The organism is Sorangium sp. So ce145 (assembly GCF_051525985.1).
Classification (GTDB): Bacteria; Myxococcota_A; Polyangia; order Polyangiales; family Polyangiaceae; genus Sorangium; species Sorangium cellulosum_B.
The window spans coordinates 8,112,175-8,132,667 of record NZ_CP150315.1 but is presented as its reverse complement, the minus strand read 5'-3'; the positions used below and the strand labels follow the sequence as shown (position 1 = coordinate 8,132,667).

The 20,493-nt window shown below is 74.0% G+C and carries 15 protein-coding genes; 8 read left to right on the top strand and 7 right to left on the bottom strand.

Annotated features, from left to right (window positions below; genetic code table 11):
- Position 1: 1 nt before the first annotated feature.
- Positions 2 to 886, bottom strand: coding sequence for a hypothetical protein (locus tag WMF34_RS29970; RefSeq protein WP_437989939.1), 885 nt, complete (start codon positions 884 to 886; stop codon positions 2 to 4).
- A gap of 8 nt (positions 887 to 894) precedes the next feature.
- A complete protein-coding gene (locus WMF34_RS29965; RefSeq protein WP_437989938.1) occupies positions 895 to 3,096 on the bottom strand; it encodes a TonB-dependent receptor in 2,202 nt (733 codons plus the stop codon).
- Between the two features lie 299 nt (positions 3,097 to 3,395).
- Here WMF34_RS29965 and WMF34_RS29960 point away from each other — a divergent pair, with 299 nt between their 5' ends.
- The 3 genes from WMF34_RS29960 to WMF34_RS29950 are packed head-to-tail and all read left to right on the top strand — an operon-like array spanning position 3,396 to position 6,225.
- Positions 3,396 to 4,304, top strand: coding sequence for an MbnP family copper-binding protein (locus tag WMF34_RS29960; protein WP_437989937.1), 909 nt, complete (start codon positions 3,396 to 3,398; stop codon positions 4,302 to 4,304).
- A gap of 5 nt (positions 4,305 to 4,309) precedes the next feature.
- A complete protein-coding gene (locus tag WMF34_RS29955) occupies positions 4,310 to 5,533 on the top strand; it encodes an MbnH family di-heme enzyme (RefSeq protein WP_437989936.1) in 1,224 nt (407 codons plus the stop codon).
- Positions 5,530 to 6,225, top strand: a complete 696-nt coding sequence (locus WMF34_RS29950) for a hypothetical protein (RefSeq protein WP_012238449.1) — start codon at positions 5,530 to 5,532, stop codon at positions 6,223 to 6,225. The genes WMF34_RS29955 and WMF34_RS29950 overlap by 4 nt, the downstream gene beginning before the upstream one ends.
- Positions 6,226 to 6,267: 42 nt before the next feature.
- Here the strand turns inward: WMF34_RS29950 and WMF34_RS29945 are convergent, their stop codons facing one another.
- Positions 6,268 to 7,248 (bottom strand): hypothetical protein, encoded by a 981-nt coding sequence (locus WMF34_RS29945; protein WP_437989935.1) that lies wholly within the window; start codon positions 7,246 to 7,248, stop codon positions 6,268 to 6,270.
- Positions 7,249 to 7,560: 312 nt separating this feature from the next.
- Between WMF34_RS29945 and WMF34_RS29940 the strand changes: the two genes are divergently transcribed.
- From WMF34_RS29940 to WMF34_RS29920, 5 genes are read left to right on the top strand one after another with little or no spacing between them, the layout of a single operon-like run.
- Complete coding sequence (locus WMF34_RS29940; RefSeq protein WP_012238446.1) at positions 7,561 to 8,151, top strand: hypothetical protein; 591 nt, start codon at positions 7,561 to 7,563, stop codon at positions 8,149 to 8,151.
- A gap of 19 nt (positions 8,152 to 8,170) precedes the next feature.
- Positions 8,171 to 9,949 (top strand): OmpA family protein, encoded by a 1,779-nt coding sequence (locus WMF34_RS29935; RefSeq protein ID WP_012238445.1) that lies wholly within the window; start codon positions 8,171 to 8,173, stop codon positions 9,947 to 9,949.
- A 3-nt stretch (positions 9,950 to 9,952) separates the two neighbouring features.
- Complete coding sequence (locus WMF34_RS29930) at positions 9,953 to 10,474, top strand: Rab family GTPase (RefSeq protein WP_012238444.1); 522 nt, start codon at positions 9,953 to 9,955, stop codon at positions 10,472 to 10,474.
- On the top strand, positions 10,474 to 11,613 hold the full coding sequence (locus tag WMF34_RS29925) for a sensor histidine kinase (protein WP_080599035.1): 1,140 nt from the start codon (positions 10,474 to 10,476) through the stop codon (positions 11,611 to 11,613). Before WMF34_RS29930 ends, WMF34_RS29925 begins: the two co-directional genes overlap by 1 nt.
- Before the next feature lie 4 nt (positions 11,614 to 11,617).
- Positions 11,618 to 12,376 carry a response regulator gene (locus tag WMF34_RS29920; RefSeq protein WP_012238442.1) on the top strand — a complete coding sequence of 253 codons (759 nt, stop codon included), beginning with the start codon at positions 11,618 to 11,620 and terminating at the stop codon, positions 12,374 to 12,376.
- Positions 12,377 to 12,428: 52 nt separating this feature from the next.
- Here WMF34_RS29920 and WMF34_RS29915 read toward each other — a convergent pair whose 3' ends face one another.
- The 4 genes from WMF34_RS29915 to WMF34_RS29900 all read right to left on the bottom strand — a co-directional run bounded on the left by WMF34_RS29915 (position 12,429) and on the right by WMF34_RS29900 (position 20,444).
- Positions 12,429 to 13,199, bottom strand: a complete 771-nt coding sequence (locus WMF34_RS29915; RefSeq protein WP_012238441.1) for a nickel-transport family protein — start codon at positions 13,197 to 13,199, stop codon at positions 12,429 to 12,431.
- Positions 13,200 to 13,317: 118 nt separating this feature from the next.
- Positions 13,318 to 13,560, bottom strand: coding sequence for a hypothetical protein (locus WMF34_RS29910; RefSeq protein ID WP_231864310.1), 243 nt, complete (start codon positions 13,558 to 13,560; stop codon positions 13,318 to 13,320).
- 154 nt (positions 13,561 to 13,714) lie between these two features.
- The gene (locus tag WMF34_RS29905) at positions 13,715 to 16,426 is read right to left on the bottom strand and encodes a vWA domain-containing protein (protein ID WP_437989934.1); all 2,712 of its coding nucleotides are present in this window, start codon (positions 16,424 to 16,426) and stop codon (positions 13,715 to 13,717) included.
- A 382-nt stretch (positions 16,427 to 16,808) separates the two neighbouring features.
- On the bottom strand, positions 16,809 to 20,444 hold the full coding sequence (locus tag WMF34_RS29900) for an FG-GAP-like repeat-containing protein (protein WP_437989933.1): 3,636 nt from the start codon (positions 20,442 to 20,444) through the stop codon (positions 16,809 to 16,811).
- Positions 20,445 to 20,493 lie beyond the last annotated feature (49 nt).

Here is a 20,493-nt window from a genome sequence, read left to right as displayed (position 1 = left end):
GTCATTCCTTCTCCTCCGGGGTGCCGGACGCGAACGAGAGCGCGTAGGCCGTCCCCTTCTTGAGGCCCCGCGTGAAGCCGCGCTGGGCCTGGCTCTCGGGCTCGAGGTCGACCGGCGCGCCGTCGTCGCTCGCGGCGACGGCCTCGAAGTCGACCTGATCGAGCCAGACCGCCGGCTTCACGACGAGCGTGACGGCGCCGGGCCCGTCGAGGAAGACCTCCTCGAAGACGCACCCCTCCACCGACGGCTCGCCGGTCGCGTCGTCGAGCACGTCGGCGGCCAGCGCGCGCGCGCGGAACACCCGCGCGAGCTCCCCCTTCTCGGCGCGGCCCTCGACGGCGACGACGTGCCCGTCGAGCGCCGCGGCGAGCGGGCCCGAGGGCGGCGCGCCGAACGTGAAGCGCGCGGATCGCGCGACGCCGCTCACGGCGTCCGCGTCCGCGAGCGCCGTCGTCCCCTGCAGCAGGTCGACCGACGTCGGCTGCGTCATCTGGCCCCGCGCCTCGCCGGCCTGGTAGTGGCCCGGGTGCGCGTGCGCCTCGGGCACGGCCCACCGGGCGAGCCGCTCGAGCAGCGTGGGGCCGCCGCCCGGCGAAGGCCGCCGCGCCGTGAACGGGGCGCCCTCGAAGTAGTGGAGCGACCCGATCGCCAGGTGCGCCTTCGACAGCGTGATGGTCCAGCCGAGCGCGTTCGTGAACGGCGCGGCCGACGCCGCGTCGGGCGCGATCTGCGTCGCCAGGGTCAGGCGCTTGCCGGACGTCGCGTCGTCGCCAGCGGCGCCGCACCCGGCGGCGAGCGCGCCCGCCGCGAGCGCCGCGGCGAGGCGCCCCGCCGCGGCGAGGGCGGCGCGCCGGCGGGATCGGGTCTGTGCGGTGGTGGATGTCATCGAGGTCCTCAGCCGATGTAGAGGGAGAGCGAAGCGAGGAAGCTGCGCGGGGCGCCGACGGTCACGTGCCGCGCGGGGAGGAGGTCGGGCGCCGCGCCGCGGGTGAAGCTCGAGGGGTAGACGAACTCGCCGTCGAACCACGCGGCGTCGAGGAGGTTGTAGACGTCGAGCCCGAGCTCGACGCGGTGGTAGCGGACGTGCGCCGTCACGTCGGTGACGAGCGCGTCGTGGCCGAGCTCTCCGAACGGCAGGGGGCGGCCGTGGAGCAGCGTCACGCCCGCGCCGGCGCGGGCCTCGAGGCGCCGGCCGAAGAGCGCGCCGAGGCGCGGCGTCACCGCGAGATCGGCGCGGGCGACGACCTGGGGCACGAAGGGGAGGAGATCGCCCGCCGCGTAGCGCCCGCCGGAAGCGGTGAAGGCGGCCCGGGTGTACGTCAGGCCGACGCTCGACACGAGCCACGGCGCCGGGTGCGCCACCGCGTCGAGGGCCACCCCGGTGCGGGCCGTGGCGGGCACGGGCTCGTTGCGGGCGGTCGCCTCGTCGAAGACGAGATCCTCGCTGAGGCGCGTGTGGAACAGCGCCGCCGACGCCCGCACGAGCTCGTCGGCGTAGCGGAGCCCGGCCTCGGCGGAGAGCACCCGCGTGAAGGGGGTCCGCTCGCCGTCGCCGAGGCTGCGCGCCTGGGGCGAGCGGAACCCCTGGCCCACGCTGGCGAGCGCGCGGAGCCCAGGGAACAACGCCACGTCGACCGTGCCCTTGCCGCCCACGTGGACGCCCTGCGCGCTGCGCGCCTGGGCCCCCTGGCCGAGATTGTCGACGACCTGGTACGCGAGGCCGTCGGCGCGCAGCCCGCCGCGCAGCGTGATCCGCCGCGCCGGCCGGATCGACGCGTCGAGGTAGCCGGCGATGTCGGTCGCGCGGACCTTCGCGTCGACGAGCGTGGCGGTCGGCCTGTCGTCGACGGCCGCGAGGCGCCGCTGCGACTGCTCGATCCAGTCGGTGCGCGCGACCACGCCCGCCTCGAACGTGTCGCGGTCGGAGAGCAGCGGGAAGGTGAGCCGGTACGACGCGGTGGCGCCCGCCGTGATCGCCTCGTTGAGCTGCTGGGTGGCGTCGCCGTTCGTGGGGTCCGCGAGGTAGCCGGTGAAGTTCGAGCGCAGCCGGAGCGCGCGCAGCACGACGAACGGCGTGAGCGAGAGGCCCTCTCCGCGGGCGGCGCCGTCGCCCGAGCCGCGCAGATCGACGACGAGCTGCGCGCGCGACGAGTCGCCGCCCTGATCGGGATCGTACGAGGCGAAGCGGTCGACCTTGCCCGACTCGATGTCGCAGAGGCGCAGGACGCCGGCGGAGCCGCAGCGGGAGGCGAACGCCGACGCCATCACCCGGGCGGAGACGCCGGCGAGCGGCCGGTAGACGGCCTGCGCGATGAGCGAGGCCCGGCCGGCGGCGCGGGCGGGCCCGAAGCCGTCGGTCCCGTACGCCTCGAAGGCCGCGAACGTGGCGTCGTCCGCGTTCTCGGGGTGGTAAGCGAGGAAGAGCCGGCGCGCGCCGAACGAGCCCGCGGAGGCGGTGGCGGTGATCCCCGGCTCGCCGTAGGCGAGATCGAAGCGCATCGTCCCGGCGACCGCGAAGTCGCCCTGGCGCGGGTCGTACGATCCGGGCTGCGCGCGGAGCTCGCCGATCACCTCCGGCATCACGAAATGGAGGTCGGTATAGCCCTGGCCGTGGACGTTGGAGACCTCGTTGACAGGCGCGCCAGCGACCCAGATCTCGAGGTCCTGCCCGTGGACCGCGTCGAAGCCGCGGAAGAAGATCTGGTGCGCCTTGCACTCGCCGCTGTGTTGGGAGGTGAACACGCCCGGCACGAGCTGCAGCACGTCGCTCGCCGTCCGGTGGGGCGCCGCCCGGATCTCCGCCTGCCCGCGCACCGACTCCGAGGCGCTGCGCGGCGGCGCCGCGCCCTGCACCACGACCGTGATGGGCGCGGCGTCCGACACGGGCGCAGCGGCGCCCGCCGCGCCGGAGGCGGGCGCCGCTGCGCCGGCGCCGCCGGGGGCATCGCCGTCCGCCGGCGTTGCCGCCCCGGCCGCGGGCGGAGGCGCGGCGCCGTCGCCGGCACGTGCAGGCGCGGCGCCGTCGCCGGCACGTGCAGGTGCGGCGGACGCGATGACAAGAAGCAGCGGGAGCGCCGTGCTCAGGGAGCGGATCACAGGTGGGCTGGCCAGTAGCACGATTTTCTCGGTTCGTGTTATCCTGCGGACGCGCACGTTCGCCCGGCGGGCGCGCCGGCGTTTGGTCGACGTCGCAGGCAGCGAGTGCGGTCGTGCGTCCGTCGGCGGCGTCGCTGTCTGCTGGCCGCCGAAGATTGCTCCGGGGCCGTTCGCGAGCCCTCTTCCGACGCTGGATCGACTCGCGCTCTCGGGCGGATCGCGATAGCGACAACATGTCGCATTCAGGCGAGGGGCGGCGCGGCCTATCGTGGCGCGCATCATTCCCCGGGAGGACGCTCATGGAATCCGGTCTTCGTGCATCACGGCTCTGGTTCCCGCTGGTCGGGGCGGCCCTCGCGCTCATGGCGTGCGGCGACGATGCGGGGGTGACCCCTGTCGACGGCGCGTCGACCTCGACGGGCGCCGGTGGCGGTGGGGCTGAGACGATCGCTGTCGCGCTGCAGTTCGAAGGCCGCGTCCGCGACGAGGTGTTCTCCTGCAGCGAGACGTACGCTGTCGGCAGCGCCTCGACGGACGTGGGGCTGAACGATTTCCGCCTCTACATCCACGACGTGCGCCTGCGCCGCGCGGGCGGCGAGGAGGTGCCGCTCTCGCTCGAACAGGACGAGCTGTGGCAGTACCAGGACGTCGTGCTCCTCGATTTCGAGGACCGATCGGGCACCTGCGCCAACGGGACGGAGGAGACGAACGGCGTGGTGCGCGGGACGGTCCCGGCCGGGGACTACGACGGGCTGTCGTTCAAGCTGGGCGTCCCGTTCGACCTGAACCACGGCGACGCGTCGAGCGCGCCGTCGCCGCTCAACCTGACGGGCCTGTTCTGGAGCTGGAACGACGGGTACAAGTTCCTGCGCCTCGACAGCGTCTCCACGGCGGACGACAAGCCGTTCCTCGTGCACATCGGGAGCACTGGCTGCATGCCCGGCGCGGGCGGCGAGGTGACCGCGTGCGATCGCCCCAACGTCGCCGAGATCGTCTTCGAGGGCATCGACCCGCTCACGACGAAGGTGCTCGTCGACTATGCGGCGCTCGTCGCGGACAGCGACCTGTCGGGGAGCGCCGACGACATCCCCGGCTGTATGTCGGATCCGTCGGACTCCGAGTGTCTGCCGCTCTTCACCCATCTCGGCATCGACAGCACCGACGGCTCGCCGCGCCCCGATCAGCAGTCGTTCTTCAGGATAGACTAGGCGCCATGGCGATGTTCGCTTCGATGACAGCTCTCCGCCGCTCGGCGATCTCCTCCGCCCTCGCCGCGCTCGCGGCCCTCTGCTGTGCCTGCGGCGACGACGATGGCCCGGGCGGATCGACGGGGGAGGGCGGCGGCGGCGATGGGGGAGGCGGCGCGGGCGCCTATGCGTGGGGGCTGCCGGCGGGTTTTCCGGTGCCCAAGGTCCCCGAGGACAACCCGATGTCGTCGGTGAAGGTCGAGCTCGGCAGGCGGCTGTTCTACGATGTGCGCCTGTCCGGCAACGGCACGTACTCGTGCGGCTCGTGCCATCGCCAGGAGCTCGCGTTCACCGACCACCTCGCGAACGCCGAGGGCTCGACCGGCCAGCTGCACTCGCGCAGCTCGATGAGCCTGGCCAACGTCGCTTACCTCACGACGCTGACCTGGGCGAATCCGCTCATCGAAGCGCTCGAGGAGCAAGCGCTCCTGCCCATGTTCGGCGAGACGCCGGTCGAACTCGGGCTCGCCGGCATGGAGGACGAGCTCCTCGAGCGGCTGCAGGGCGAGCCGCTGTACCAGGGCCTCTTTCCCGAGGCCTTCCCCGGCGACGACGAGCCCATCCGCCTCGCGAACATCACGAAGGCGATCGCGGCGTTCGAGCGATCGCTGCTCTCCTACCGCGCGCCCTACGACCGTTACCGTTACGGCGGCGACCCCTCCGGGATGTCCGACGCGGCGCTGCGCGGGATGGATCTCTTCTTCTCCGAGAAGCTGGAGTGCTTTCATTGCCACGGCGGCTTCAACCTGTCGGACTCGGTGGAGCACGACGGCACCACCTTCACGGAGGTGATGTTCCACAACACGGGGCTCTACAACATCGACGGCAACGGCGCTTACCCGGAGGGCAACGGGGGAGTCTACGAGGTCTCCCACAAAGAGGCGGACATGGGCCGGTTCCGCGCGCCCACGCTGCGGAACATCGCCGTCACGGCGCCGTACATGCATGACGGCAGCATCGAGACGCTCGAGGGGGTGCTCGACCATTACGCCGCCGGAGGGCGAACGATCGAGGCTGGCCTCCCCAACGCCGGTGTGGGCAGCGAGAACAAGTTCAAGAGCGAGCTCATCAGCGGGTTCGATCTCACAGGAGAGGAGAGAGCGGACGTGATCGCCTTCTTGCAAACCCTGACGGACGACGAGTTTCTGAAGGACCCGCGCTTCGCGGATCCCTGGGCGGAGGCGCCGTGAGCCGAAGGCCTTTCCTGAGCCGGGCGCTCCTCGTGCCCGCGCTGGCGGCGCTCGCGTCGGCCGCGATGTACACCGGGGCGTGTGGTCACGGCCACGATCACACGTCGGGCGGGACGTCGTCCGACCCGAGCCTGGCCGACGTCATCTTCGAGGGCGGCGCGACCGACGAGGCCCTGGAGGCGCTGCTCGCGGTGGATCCGAAGGACGAGCCCGCGCAGGGCACCGTGTTCGACGCGCCCGAGGACGGCGCGGCTCTCCCCGGCGACGCCGCGCCGGAGCTGGCCTTCCACGTCGCGGGCGCGGCGCAGCGGACGGCGCCTCGGGCCGCGCCGGAGCTGCGGCTCGCGGCCGCCGCGGCGCCGGGGGCGCGGGAGCTCGCCGCGCCGGGGGCGTCGATCGTCGCGGAGCTCGGGGCGCTCCTTGGGCCGGCGCGCGCCGCCTGGGCTCACGGGACGCCCATCAACGGGCGCGCTTACTTCCTGGTCTTCACGACGGCGGAGCGCGAGCCGCTGCTCCGGGTGTTCACGACCAAGCTGAGCTACACGCCGGACGCGGCGGCCTGGGACAAGCTCCGCGCTGCCGGCGCGCCGATCACGGTCAGCGTGATCAGCGCGCTGTTCGAGAACAACCGTATCGTGCAGGGCGGCGGTCCGTTCACGGGCAAGCCGGTCACGTTCACCATCCTGCCCTGAAGCCGCCGCGCGGCGCGCGGCGCTCGGCGCGGCGGTGCCGGCTCAGGACGAGCGCGGGAAGATGAGCGTGTACGAGCCCGGCGCGGGGTTGAAGAGCACCGCCTTGTCCGGGTGCTTCTCCTTGTCGAAATGGGGATACCACGGCAGCGCCCGCCACGACTCCGACTCCTTGATGAGCTCGCGGACGATGAGATCGAGCTCCACGTACTTCCCGGCCGTGATCGCGGAGAGCTCCGGCCCGAAGCTCCAGCGCTCGCGCCCAGGGCGCGGGGCGACGTCGTTGTGCAGCGCCCCGCCGTAGGCGATCACCATCTTTCCCGTGGCGTCCTCGCGGCCGAGCAGCGCCTTCGCCTCGGCGGCCGTCAGGCGCGCGATCATCTCGAGCATGGCCGTCACCGCGTCCGGCCCCGCGCGCACGATGGCGTCGTACTCCTGGCAGGAGGGCGTGAGCTGGTGGGGCCGGATGCCGAGCCGCTTCGCCGCGTGGCCGAGCGCGAGGAACTCGTTTTGGTTCTGCGCCGCCTGGCCCTGCGTGACCGCCCGCTGCTCCGTCTCGACCCGCGCGACCTGCTCCTTCTTGCAGCGCGGGTCCACGGCCCAGAGCTCGATGATCAGATCGGAGGCGCGGCCGGCGAGCCCCGGCAGGAAGAGCTCCGTGAAGCGTCGGGTCGTCGAGGGGATGCCCTCCGAGCCTTGCTGTGCGTGCGCCTCGCCCACCGCGAGCACGCGCGGGCCGCTCTCCAGGACGCGGGCGAAGGCCTGGGCCGGCGTATCGAAGGCGAGGCAGCCCAGCGCGCCGCAGGGCGCCGGCGCAGGGAAGGCTGTGGGGGCGGCGGCCTGCGGGGTCGGCGGCGGCGGTGCGGCCGGAGGCGAGCCGGAACCCGAGGCGGCGGCGCTCGCGGAAGGAGCGCTGGCAGAAGGAGCGCTGGCAGAAGGCGCGTCGGCAGAAGGCGCGCCGCCGGCCGGAGCGCCGCAGGCCGCGAGGAAGGCCGCGGCTACCAGGGAGGTTCGCGGAGTTCGCATGGGAGCATCTTACCGGGCTCCGAGAGCTCCAGTTCAGCGCGGCGCCTCGGAGCGGCCGAGCGGCTACCCGGCCGAGCCGCGGCCGCCCGCGCGGCCTCCCGAGGGCTACCCGCGTCCAGGGTGCTGACCCATGTTGCGCAGCGCGCGACGTGATGAGCGAGAGGCATCGTGTCCAGACGGAAGAGAAAACCTGGGGGAGCGAGCTCGGTGAGGCGTCGCGAGCGCGACGAAGCGATACGGGAGCGCGATGACGAGCGAGCTCGGCTCGCCGAACGCGACACGCGTGGCACGCACGGAGAGGGGGCCTTCATCATGACCATGAGGACGAGCGGGCGGGCGGAGCACGAAGCCACCGCGGGGCACGCAGAGTCCGCGATCACCAACAGCCTGGAGCAGGTGCGCGACATCCTGTGCGGCGCCCAGTTCCGCGAGCTCGCTCGCCGGCTCTCGCGCACCGACGCTCAGCTCGCCGCCCAGGCGGAGGAGCTGCGGAGTGAAGCGTGGCGGCGGCTGGACATGCTGGAGGCGCACACGCGCAGGGAGATCGAGGCGCTCAGCGCGTCGATCGAGGCCCAGCGCGCGTCCGCCGACGGCGCGCTCGGCAGCGTCGCGCGCGAGTCGCGGGAGGCGCTCGAGCTGATCGCGCAGCGGGTCCAGCGGCTGGAGGAGCTCGTGGCGCGCACGCAGCGCGAGCTCCGGCAGCAGATGCTCGACCAGTCCAAGGCGTTCGCCGACGAGACGCGGCGTACGCGGAGCGAGCTGAGCGCGATGCTCGAGCGCGAGCTGGCCGCCGTGTGGGCCGAAGGCGCCGAAGCGCTCGCGCCGGAGGCGCCGGCGCGCGAGGCGGCCGCGGAATCGGAGCGCTTCCAGAGAGCGGAGCGCCGCTCGGACGAGGCAGCGTGAGGCGGGCCGGAGAAGAACGATGCGAGAGCCGAGAGCGCGCCGCGAGGCGCCTCCGCCGAGAAAGACGCTCGAAGACCTCCGCCCTCTGCTCGTGGGCCCAGAGCAGCACCGCATCCAGCGGATCGAGGAGCGGCTGGATAAGTCCATGGTCGAGATGGTCGCGGGGGCGCTGCCCGAGGCCGTGATCGAGAGCCGCAAGAGGGGTGAGGCGCTCTCGTGGGCGCTGGAGCCGCTCCTCACCAGCGCGATGCAGGAGCGCGTGCGCCGGGACCCGGGGTCGTTCGCGGACGCGATCTCCCCCGCCATGGGGCCGGCCATCCGCAAGGCCGTGCGCTGCGCTCTCCGCGCGATGATCCAGCGCCTCAACGAAGCGGCCGCCCTCGGCCTGTCCTGGCGGAGCATGCGCTGGCGCGTCGAGGCGCGCCGCACCGGGCGTCCCTTCGCGGAGGTGGTGCTGCTCCGCTCGATGGTCTACCGGACCGAGCAGCTCTTCCTGGTCCACCGCGGGACGGGGCTCGTCCTCGAGCACCTCAGCGCCGACGAGATCCCCTACCGGGATCCCGATCAGGTCACGGCGATGCTCACCGCCATCGACGCGTTCGCCCACGACGCGTTCCGGACCGACGCGCGGCTGGAGCGCTTCCGCGTCGGCGATCTGACAGGGTGGGTCGAGCACGGCCCGTCGGCGCTCCTCGTGTCCATCGTGCGCGGTGTGGCGCCGCCCGCGTACGGGCTCGTCCTGTCCGAGACGCTGGAGCGCGTCCACCTCGCGTACGGCGGTGAGCTCGCCGGCTTCCGCGGCGATCGGACGCCGTTCTCGGGCGCCCGCGAGCTGCTCTCGCGCTGCCTCCAGCAGCAGCGCCAGCCGATCCCGCGCCGAGCTCGGGCCGTGCCGATAGCGGCCGCCCTGCTGGCCGCGGCCGTCGCGGCCGCGCTCGCCTTCTCGGTGCGCGCCTCGCGGGAGGATCAGCGCCGCGTCGACGGCTGGAGCGAGGCGCTGCGGCGCGAGCCCGGCCTGCTGGTCACCGCGGCGGAGCGGCGCGGCGGCCAGGTCGTCTTCACGGGCCTCCGCGATCCGCTCGCCGCGGATCCGAGGGCCGTGCTCGAGCGCGGCGGCCCCGTGCACCAGGAGGTCGTCCTGCGCTTCGAGCCCTTCTATTCGCTCCATCCGCAGATCGTCGAGCGCCGGGCGGCGCGCGCTCTCGCGCCGCCGCCCGGGGTCACCCTGGCGCTGCGCGGCGGTGCCGTCGTGGCCAGCGGGGTCGCGCCCCAGCGCTGGATCGAGCGCGCGCGCTGGTCGGCGGCGGTGCTCCCCGGCGTCTCGGGGTTCGACGGCGAGCGCCTGACGGCACAGGAGTCGATCGACCGCGCGCGCGCGGCGGCGCGATCCCTCGAGGCGATGGAGCTCTTCTTCCGCCGCGGCGCGGCGCGGCTCTCCGGAGAGCAGGCCGCACGCCTCGACGAGGTCGCGGCCGCTGCCGAGCGGCTGATCGCCCGCGCGCGCGAGGCCCACATGACCGCCGAGATCCGCGACATCGGTTATGCGGATCCCGTCGGATCGGAGGCGTCGAACCGAGCGCTCAGCCAGGCCCGCGCGGAGCACGTCGCGGCCGAGCTCGTCGCGCGGGGGATCCCGGCCGATCTCCTGCGAGCGAGCGGCGGGGGAACGCGGCGCGAGGTCGTGCCCCCGTCCTGCGCCGGGGGAGCGGCGCGGGCCGAGTGCCTCGCCGGCGCGGACGAGCGCCGCGCGCGCAGCGTGATCTTCCTTGTGGACCTGCACGCGGAGAGCAAGGACTGAGTCATGGCGGAGAAACGCAAGGTCTGCGTGCTGGGCGCGACGGGGGTCGGCAAGACAAGCCTCGTCGCCCGCTTCGTGCGCAGCATCTTCTCCGAGTCTTACCGGACGACCATCGGCGTGACGATCGAGACACGGCGCGTGAGGTGCGATGAACGCGAGCTCGACCTCATCCTCTGGGACCTGAGCGGAGAGGACGAGTTCCAGGCCGTCCAGACGTCGTACCTGCGCGGCTCCGCGGGCTGGCTCCTCGTCATCGACGGCACGCGGCGCCTCACGGCGGAGACCGGGCTCCGCCTCTACACCGCCGCGCGCACGATCGCCGGAGAGGTCCCGGCCGTCGTCGTCCTGAACAAGGCCGATCTCACCGGGGCGTGGGACATCGACGACGCCACCGAGGCCAGGCTGAGGAGGGCGGGCCTCTGGATCACGAGGACGAGCGCCAAGACCGGCGCCGGGGTCGAAGGCGCGTTCAACGCGCTGGCGCGCGCCATGCTGGCGAGCGAAGCGCCTTCGTTGCGGGGTTGATGGACGTGGACACGTGGCTCCTCGCGGCGCTGGACAAGCTCGTCCTCGAGCGTTCGCACGACGGGACCTTCGTCATCCGCGGCGAGCCGCCGCCGTGGTTCCGAAGGCTCGGGTTCGCGCCGCCGTGGCGCGACGCGCCGCTCCCGATCGATCGCGCGCTGCCCTTTCTGGAGGTGTTCCTCCCCGAGGCGGAGCGGGCCTGGTCCGCGGAAGGCGCGCCGGGCGTGCAATCCGACTTCTGGACGCAGATGATCGGCGACGAGGCGCTTCACCTCGAGGCGACGGCGCTCCGCGTGGGCTCGTCGCGGCTGCTCGTGATCACCCGGAACGACGCGCTGTTCCAGGAGCGCAGCCGCGTCCTCCAGCGGGCGCGCGAGCTTCGCCTCGTCCACGAGGCGCTGTCGCGCGAGGTCGAGCGGAAGGATGTCCTCGTCCACTGCATCGTTCACGACCTCTCCGGCCCGCTGAACAGCCTCCTCGGCGCGCTGTCCCTGCTGGGAGAGCAGCCGCTGCCGGAGAAGAGCGGCGCGCTCGCCGCGGTCGCGTTGAAGGCCGCCCTGCGGCAGCGCGAGCTGATCCGGGAGATCCTCGACGTGTTCACCGCCGAGGGCATGGCGTCCGACGCCCCCAGCGGCGACCTCGCCGCGGTGGTCGACGTGTGCGGCACCGTCGCTCGGGTCGTCGAGGCGCTCCTGCCCATGGCGCGCAGCCGGGGGGTGTGCCTGGAGGCGCCGCCGGAGATCGGCTGCGCGCGGCCGTGCACCGTCGTCGGTGAGGAGCGCAGGCTCGCGCGCGTGGTCTCCAACCTCGTCGAGAACGCGCTCCGGTTCACGCCCCCGCGCAGGTCGGTGCGCGTCGCGGTGCACGATGAGCCCCGGTGGGCTCGCGTGACGGTGGAGGACGATGGGCCTGGCGTCTCCCCTGCCATCGCGCCGCGCCTGTTCCAGAAATTCGCGCACGGCCAGGACCCTGGCGCGGGCAGCGGCCTCGGGCTCTACGGCGCACGGATCGCGGTGGAGCGGTGGGGCGGGGCGATCGGGTACGAGGCGCGGCCGGAAGGCGGGGCGAGGTTCTGGCTCCGGCTGCGGCGTGTCGGCGCGGCGGGCGAGGCGGGTGGCGGCGGGGCGCAAGGGGGGTGATGCCATGGCCAAGCTCTTGCTGGTCGACGATGACTCGGGGACGCTCGCGTGGATGGCCGAGGCGCTGCAAGGCGCGGCGTACGACGTCCGGACCGTGCGCGGCGGGAGCGCGGCGCTGGAGCTCCTCCGGACGTGGACGCCGGATCTCATCCTGGCGGACTTCCTGATGCCCGAGATGGATGGCTTCGCCTTCAACCGGCTCGTGCAGTCGCGCGAGCGGGTGCCCGTGATGCTCGTCTCCGTCGTGAACAAGCCGGCAGAGGCGATCCTGCGAGGGGTCGCCGGCTACGTGCGCAAGCCCGTCACCGCGGGGGAGCTCCGCGCCGCCGTCGAGCGCGTGCTCGGCGCCGTCGAGGGGGTGACCATCCTCGTCGTGGACGACGACGCGGACATCCGGGCGTGCTACCGGCTGATCCTCGAGCCGCGCTTCAGCGTGCTCGAGGCCGAGAACGGGCGCGACGCCCTGGAGCTGCTCGCCCGCGAGCCCGTGGCGCTGGCCATCGTGGACGTCCACATGCCCGTCATGAACGGGGTGGAGTTCATCCGCGCGATGCGCGACGACGCGAGGTTCTGCACGATCCCGGTCGTGGTGCAGACGAGCGACCGGGCGGCTGCGCGCGCGCCCGTCTGGACCGATCTGCACGTGGCGCAGACGATCCTGAAGGACGAGTTCCTCGACTGGCTCATGACCCAGATCGACGCGCACCTCGCGCCGGCGTCGCCGCGCGAGGCCGAGCGCGCCTGGTCGACCGCGAGCCGGTGAGCGCCGAGCGCCGCTCCTTCGGCAAGCGCGAGCGCGGCCCGCCCGGGCGCCGTCAGCCTGGCGTCCACTGCGGGTTCGCGGTGAACAGCCCGGATCCGAAGCTGATGTCGTAGGCCAGGAACAGGCCGAACCCCACGCTGAGGAGGCTGGCGACGGCGCCGAAGGCGTTGTGTATCCCGCTGGTGCGAGCGCGCGCGTAGGCGAACGGCAGCGCGAGCACCCCGGTGATGAGCGTCATCCCGGCGATCGTGCCCACGCCGAACAGCGCGATGTAGCCGATGCCCCACCGCGGGTCGCGCACCGTGGTGAGCACGAGGAGCGCCACCGCGGCCGAGCCCGCGAGGCCGTGGACCACGCCGATGAGCAGCGGCCGGAGGCTCGCGTAGACGCGCGAACCGCCGAACACGCGGTCCGCCCAGCCGAGGTCGTGCCGGTGGCCGTCGTGGTGAGCAACATGCGCAACAGGCGCCGCATGCTCGACCGGAGCGACGTCGGGCGCCGGCGGCTCGCCACGCCGGACCGCCCGGTAGAGCCGCGCCAGGTGGTACACCCCGAGGCCGATCAGCATCAGGGCGACCGAGAGCTCCATGGCCAGGCCGACGTGCGGCGGCACAACGAGCCCGAAGAGCAGGATGCCGCCGCCGATCACCATCAGCGTGAGCGTGTGGCCGACGCCCCACATCGCGCCGATCAGCAGCGCCGTCCCGAGGCTCCGCACCCGGCTCACGACGGTCGCCACCGCGATCACATGGTCCGCGTCGGTGGCGTGGCGCATCCCGAGAGAGAAGCCGAGGAGCAGCAGCGGAAACGCCGAGGCGAGCATGTCCCCTCTCGTAGCACGGACGGCGCGTGTCGTGTCACGCTGTGCGCGGCCGCCTGCTCCACGCCGCCGGCCGGCTCGCTTCGGCCTGTCGCGACGGGCGCTGTTTCAGCTCAGCATGTCAGTTCGCGCGGTCTCGACTGAGCGCGTCGATGGCCTGCTGCATCCAGACCGCGTCTTCTTCGGCCTGCTTCAGGCCGTGCATCATCTGCTGGCGCAGCACACCCGTGGTCTGGCGGATACCTCGTCGAAAGACATCGGCCGCGCGCTCGTGGACGACCTTGAGCCACGGGGCGAGGTCGCGCTTGTCGAGCGGCCCTGGAGCGTCCAGGACGGTGATGCAGGCATCGATGGCCTCGCGCATGGATCGGGACTCGAGCGCGTCGGCGAAAGCGGAGAACTGGAGCAGCGACTCTCGCAGCGCAGCGCGTCCGGTCGATGAGACTCTGTCTGTCATGGCCGCGCTCAGCCTACCACCTGGGCGACGCCTCCGCCCGTGCGCGCGCTGCGATTGCGCGTCAGCGCAGGCGGGATCGCCCCGCCGTCTCCAGCAACATCGCGAGAACGAGCGGATCTCCGAGGCCTTGCTCTGCGCCCATGTGCGCGCGGAGGCGCGACAGGCGCGCCGCGTCCTCCAGGAACAGCGGCTCGCCCAGCCGGGTCGCGGCCTCGTGCAGGATGCCCTCGCGCTCGGAGAGGAGCGCGGCGGCGCCGGCGCGATCGCCGCGCGCCACGCGGGCAGCGGCCTCCGCGAGCGACTCGCCCGCGGCGAAGCCCTGAAGCGTGCGCGTCATCGACGCGTCGACGGACGCCGCGCTGGCGGCGTCGCTGTCCGCATAGCGCACCTCGATGGGGATCTCCTCGATCACGTTCTTCTTGGCGAGCCGATCTTTGTACTTGAGCTCGACGGTCGCGACGGCGCGCTTCCCCGCGCCGGGGCCGGCGCTCAGCTTGAGCAGCAGCGCGTGCCGATCATCGCGGGCGAACACGGGCATGAAGAAGCGCATGCCGCCCTCGGCGTCGTCGCGTCGGTCGGCCGTGATCCGGTCCCGCGACTGGGCGGCGACGTCGGCCGCGATCTCCTGGGCGCGGACGCGGGAGGCCTCGGCGCCGTCCAGCCGGCGCGAACCGTAGGCGCGCAGCAGATCGACGCCCGCCTTCAGGCGCACGCGCACCTCGACCGCGGTCGCGACCGGGTCGAGGCGCTTCTCGAGCTCGGTCGACAGGGCGGGCGCGATCTGCTCCGGGTGTCGCAGGTAGTAGTAGCCGCCGGCCCCGTCGCTCGCGATCGCGCTCATGAGCTGACCGTCGAAGTCGTCGCCGAGCCCGAGCGCGCTCGTCTGGATGCCGCGCTGGAAGGCGTCGAGGGCGAGCCACGCCAGGCGCTCGCTGTGGGTGAGGCCGCTCGTCGCCCGGCCGTCGGAGACGAGCAGCACCACGCGCACGGCGTCCTCGGGGATGCCCGGCCGGCTCGCCTGCGCGTAGCCCAGCGAGAGCCCCGCGCCGATGTTGGTGCCGCCGCCCTCGCGGAGCCCCTCGATGGCGCGGCGGATCGCCGCGCGGCGCGGGCCGACCGGGCCGTCCTCGATCACCACCTCGGCGTCGCTGGAGAAGGTGGTGAGCGAGAAGTCGTCGGCCGGCGCGAGCCGATCGACGAGCGCCTGCGCGGCGCGGCGGGCGCTGTCGATCGGCGCGCCGGCCATCGAGCCGCTCGTGTCGAGGACGAGGTGCACCGAGAGGTGCGGCCGCGCCGCCGCCGCCGCCGCCGCGGAGCGGAGCGCGAGGCGCAGGTGGAAGGCGCCGCCGCCCGGGCCGAGCGCGGCGCGCTCCAGGTCGGCGCGCAGGCCGAGCGCCTTGTCGAGGGCGAGCGGGACCTCCGGGGCGTACCGGGCGGCGACGTCGCCGACGAGCTCGCGCTCCGCCGCGGGCACGACGCCGCGCGCGAGGGCGGCCTCGAACGCGGCGAGGTGGCCGCCCCCGGGCCGGTACGTGGTGGCGAAGCGGCCGTTCGGATCGAGGGCGACCTCGGGCTCCGGAGCGTAGGCGGCCGCGCTCCGCGCCGAGACCGGCGGCGAGGAGGCGCCGGCGCGCCCGTGGCCACTCCCGAACCCCTGGCCCGAGCCGGCGCCCGCGCCGTGCCCGATCGTCCCGATGGATCCGAGGCCGGGCGCCGCGCCGTCGCCGGCGAGGCCCCCGTAGCCAGCGAGGGGGAGGCCCGCGCCGCCAGCGGGCGGCGCGGCGCCGTCGAGCCCCCACGGCGCCGTGGGGGCATGCGGATCGCCGCCGCTCCCGGCGTTGAGCAGCCCGATCATCCCGAACTCGGCCGCGTCGCGCAGCGCTTGCTGCTGCGCCACGTGCGGATCGGGGCTGTCGCTCGGGCCCTTGACCCCCCACCGGTTCCCCGTCGCCAACGCGCGTGACGTGGAAGGGTGGCCCATCGACCCTTCCTCCCCTCTCGCCCTCGTCCCTGTGCCGCCCTCCTTCGCATCGGCGACGGGCTCCGCGGCGAGCTCGCCCTCGCGCTCGAGCATCTCGCGCTCATCGGCGGACGCGAGGTACTGCTGCACGAGCGCGATCCGATCCGCGCTCATGCCCGTGGACGGGTCGACGAGGGGCGGCGCCCAGCGAGCGAGGGCGCCGAGGAGCCCGAGGTGCAGGGCCGCGGAGACGGCGTGGAGGGCGAGGCTCTTCCGGTTCACGAGCGAGCGGCGCACGCGCTCGCCCGCGGCGGCGTCGGCGCGGATCTGGATCCGCACGCCCGCGATCTCGACGTCCACGCGCCCTTGCGCGGGGAGGGGCACGAGCGTGGCCCCGGGGATCGACGCGCGCGCCGTGCCGGCGTGCAGCTCCCGCGCCTCGGCCGCGGACAGCGGCGCGCCGCCGGGGGTGAGCGCGAGCGTCCCCGTCGCGGCGCCCAGCAGGACGAAGCCGACGCGCCCTGCGCCGTCGACCTCGAGGAGCGGCGCGCGGCGCGCCCCGAGCGCGCGCTCGGGGAGGAAGCAGTCGCACGGGCGGCCGTCGTCGCGCCCCTCGCCGACGTCGAACGCGCGCGGCGGCGTCAGGTGCTGGACGAAGAGCACGGTCGTGCCCCAGGAGATGACGATCTCCACGGAGCGCACCGGGCCTTCGGCCTCGCCTGTGCTCGCCGCGTCGGGCTGCCTCGCCGCGGTGAGGTTGGGATCGGTGGCGGCGCCGCCATCCCCGGCGTCCGTCGTGTTCGCGCTGGGCATAGATCTCCCCTGTGCGCCGCGCGGAGCGGCGCGCTCACGTCCTCTGGAACCGCGCGGAGGACGCGCGGATCCGCGTCCTTCAGGCGGGCGCTCGGCCGCGCTGGCCGGCTGTCCGTCGTGCCTGCGGAATGACAGCGGCGGCGCGGGGAGGTTCCGGGGCTCGAACCTCACGCGCCGCGGCAGCGCCTGCGCTCCTCCCCTCCCGGGCGAGGTACTCGGCGCGCCGCTGAGCCGCGGCCTGGCCTCCCGGCTCTGCAGGGCCGAGGCGGCGCGGCGGCTCGGCGAAGGGGGCGAGGCGCGCGCGTGGAGCGGCCTCGATCCGGCGGACCGCGCCGCCCTCGTCGACGCGGATCCGCGCGGTGGTGCGCGGCTCCCTCACGGCCTACGCCCTCCGCCGCCTCCGCCACAGCGCCATCACCCCGACCAGCGCCGCGCCCAGCGCCGCGCCCGCGCCTCGAGCGCCGGACGCGCGCCGCGGCTCGGCGCCCGCGGCCTCGCACGCGCAGCCTCCGCCCAGCTGGAGGATGAGCGGGGCCTGCTGCGGGCCTTCGCACAGGTCCACCGTGAGCGGCCGCGGCGCCGTCCGCGCGGTCCCTTGCTTGAGCGGCGTGTCGAGGTTGCCCGTGTTCTGGTTGTCGTGATGGAGGCTCTCCCAGGCGATGAGCGAGTCTGTCGTCGCGTCGGTGTGCCAGGCGAAGAGCCAGCCGTCGCGCGTGCCCACCGCGATCTCGAGCGTGCCGTCGCCGTCGAGGTCGCCCACGGCGGGCGTCGTGGTGATCGACTGGCCGGTGAACTTCGGGAACCCGCGCGGCTCCCGGCCGCACCCGTCGAAGGCGTGGAGGAAGTAGCCGCTCGATCCGCTCAGCACCTCGGGGTAGCCGTCGCCGTTCAGATCGACGACCGCCTGGCTGCCCGAGATCGCGTAGTCCTCGAGCACGAACGGGGCGCGAGGCAGCATCGCGCCCGACCTGCCGCTCCAGACGGCGAGCAGGTGAGGCCCCGGCTGCGTCGCCCCCTGCGCGCCCGCGAGGGCGAGCGCGGCCGCCTTCGAGGCGCCCGCGGCGATGACGTCGGGGGTGCCGTCCTGATCGATGTCGCCGAGCGCAGGTTGCGACAGCAGCGGGATCATCGTCCGGGCGCCGGCGGCGGGCGAGAGGGGGCCGAACGTCGGGTCGAGCCCGGCCGGCGAGCCGCCCCTCGCCCGCGGCAGCGCGCCCGCCGGCGTCGCCAGGAGCTCGCGCTGCTCGCCGGGTGAGGCCGGGAGGACGAGCGGCGGCGCGCCGTTGCCCTGGACGACGCCCGCCAGCGCGCCGTCGAACCGCCCGACGACGCCCGAGGCCGTGATCCCCTCCGCGGCGAGCGGGTCGAACGAGAGCGACGGCACCGTGATGGGCCACCCCGCGAGCACGGGCCCGGAGGGCGCGGTCGTGCCCCGCCCATCGATCACATAGACCGCCCCGGCCTCGCCGTCCTCGCCGAGCCGCTCGCTCGACGCGACCAGCAGATCCGGCAGCCCGTCGCCATTGAAGTCGGCCACGGCGGGCGTCGCGAGGAGGCGGCTCCGCGCCGGCTCCTCGGCGAGCGGACCCGCGTAGTGCACCTCGACGGGAAAGCCGCGCAGCGCGTTGCCATCCCTGTCGAACGCGTGGACCGTGCCGTCGAACGCCGCCTGGATCACGTCGAGCCGCCCGTCGCCGTCGAGATCCGCGAGGACCGGCGAGGCGAAGGCCCCGCGCGCGATCCGCGCGGCCGCCGACATGCACGGCGCGCTCGCCGGAGCCCCGGGATCGAGGGGGCAGGAGGGGATCTCGGGCAGGCGTATCGGCCACCCCCGTCGGGCGCCGCCGTCCGCGCCGATGACGTAGATCGTGCCCGGCCAGGTGGAGATCACGATCTCCTGCCTGCCGTCGCCGTCGAGGTCCGCGATGGCGGGCGCGCTCAGGATCGGCTCGCGGCCGAGCTCGCTGTTCACCTTGCTGTACGCGGGGGCGCTGAGGTAATCGGGCGTGGCCGGGGACGCCGGCAGAGCGCGCAGGCCGTCGGTGACGCCGGTCATGAACGGGAACCGCGGCAGCGGCTGCGGCCCCTTGGGCGTCATCTTCAGCACGTGCAGCGCGCCGCCGGCCGTCGGGTAGACGAGCTCGCGGATGCCGTCGCCGTCGATGTCGGCCATCTTCGGGCTGCCCTCGCCGCTGTCGCCGACGCGGATGGGGAAGCCCTGGACCAGCGTCGGATCGCTGTCGACGTGGATCGTGCGCCGCGCCTCGCTCTCCACGTTGCCGGTGGCGTAGTGGGCGAGCGCGCGGACGCGCACCGTGATCGCCCGATCGTCCTCGCCGTGGGGGCTGTCCGGGTCGCGGAGGTGGGACGTGCCGATCGTGCGCACGTCGAGCGAGGCGAGCGGGCCCTCGGCGCCGGTGACGACCGTCGGCGCGACGTTCGTCTCCTTGTGGATCACCTTGAAATCCGCCGCGAGCGGCTGCGCGCCTGCCGCCCACTCGACCCAGTAGTCGTAGGCCATCGCCCGCTTCGCCGAGATGGTGCCCTCGATCGGCACCGGGCCCTGGACCTGATCCTTGTAGACGACCTCGAACCACCGCGGCGACGTGATGTCGACGGCGGGCGGCACGCGCCCCTCGCGGAGCGACTCCACGGCGCGGTTCGCGTTGACGCGGCCGTGGCCGAACCGCTGATCGAACCCCGCCTGCGAGAAGCGGTACAGCGACCCGGGCTCCTGCGACTCCGGCACGGCGATGTCGTCGGCGGTCGCGACGAGCAGGCCCTGCACCTCCCCCGGGGACAGCGACACGCCGCGGTCGAGGGCGACGGAGTAGAGCAGCCCCGCGACGCCGGCGAGCTCGGCGGTCGCGTCGCTGGCGCAGCCGGGGCTCGACACGGCGAGCACGTTGTTGCCGCCGAAGCTCGAGCACGGCGACGCGTCGACGAACGTGGTCGACGTCGCGACGCTCTGGCCGTCGTGGCGGACGGCGCTCACGGGCAGCGCGTGGTTGCTCGTCGCGGGCACGCTGTGGTGGCGCGAGCCCGCGTTGCCCATCGACGCGACGACGAGCGTCCCCTGGGCGTGGGCGTAGTCGAGCGCCGCCTGGACGAAGCCGGTGCTGTCGACCGCGGTCACCGGGCACTGCACGACGTTGGCCCGGCTGTCGGCCGCGTAGAGGAGCGCCTTCGCGAGGTCCTGCGCGTCGGCGACGTGGCTCTCGCCGACGCGCAGCGGGATGAGCCTGCACTGCGGGCACACGCCCGCCCCGCCCAGCTGGTTGTTCGTCTGCGCGGCCGACGTCTTCGCGCCCTCGGTGCCGTGGCCGTTGCGGGCGTCGTCGAACGGATCGTTGTCGTTCTTGAAGAAGTCCCAGCCCGCGATGTCGTCGACGTAGCCGTTCTGATCGTCGTCGCTCCCGTCCGAGAAGTTGAGGATGAGGTCGCCGGCGTCGAGCTGGCCGTTCCCGTTCCGATCGCCCTGCGGCCGCCCCTCCGACGCCGCGGGCGTGAGCTCCGGCGTGTCCCTGTAGTCCGCGACGGAGAGGACCCCGTCGCCGTTGCAGTCGAAGCCCGCGAGCGCGCCCTCGCCGCCGCACGCCGCGCCGTCCGCGTGCCGCGGCTTGTGGGCCGCGAGCTCGCCCTGGTTGAGCCACACCTTCTCCAGGAGATCCCCCTCTCCCCAGAAGATCCCGGAGTCGGCGACGGCGATCCTGACGCGCGGGTCCCCCTGGGTGAAGCGCCAGGCGAGATCGATCGCCATGCCGGCGGCGGACTCCTCCGGCCGGACGTACCCGCTCGGGGCCGGGATGAACGAGTAGAAGCTCCACTGCCCGCTCTGCGTGACCGACGTGCCGTAGTCCGGGTCGTTCGGCCAGTGCTCGGGCTCGGCCATGTCCGCTGCGCTGGCCCACTCGGGCGGGGGCCAGCCGCCGGACGCGTCGGATGGAACGAGCGCGCCCGCCGCGGCGCCGCCGAGCGCCCCCAGAAGAGCAAGCGAGGGAAAGCAAGTGCAGCGCATGCCGAGACCCTACCATCGGTTCGCGCGCGCGAGGCAACCGCCGCCTCCA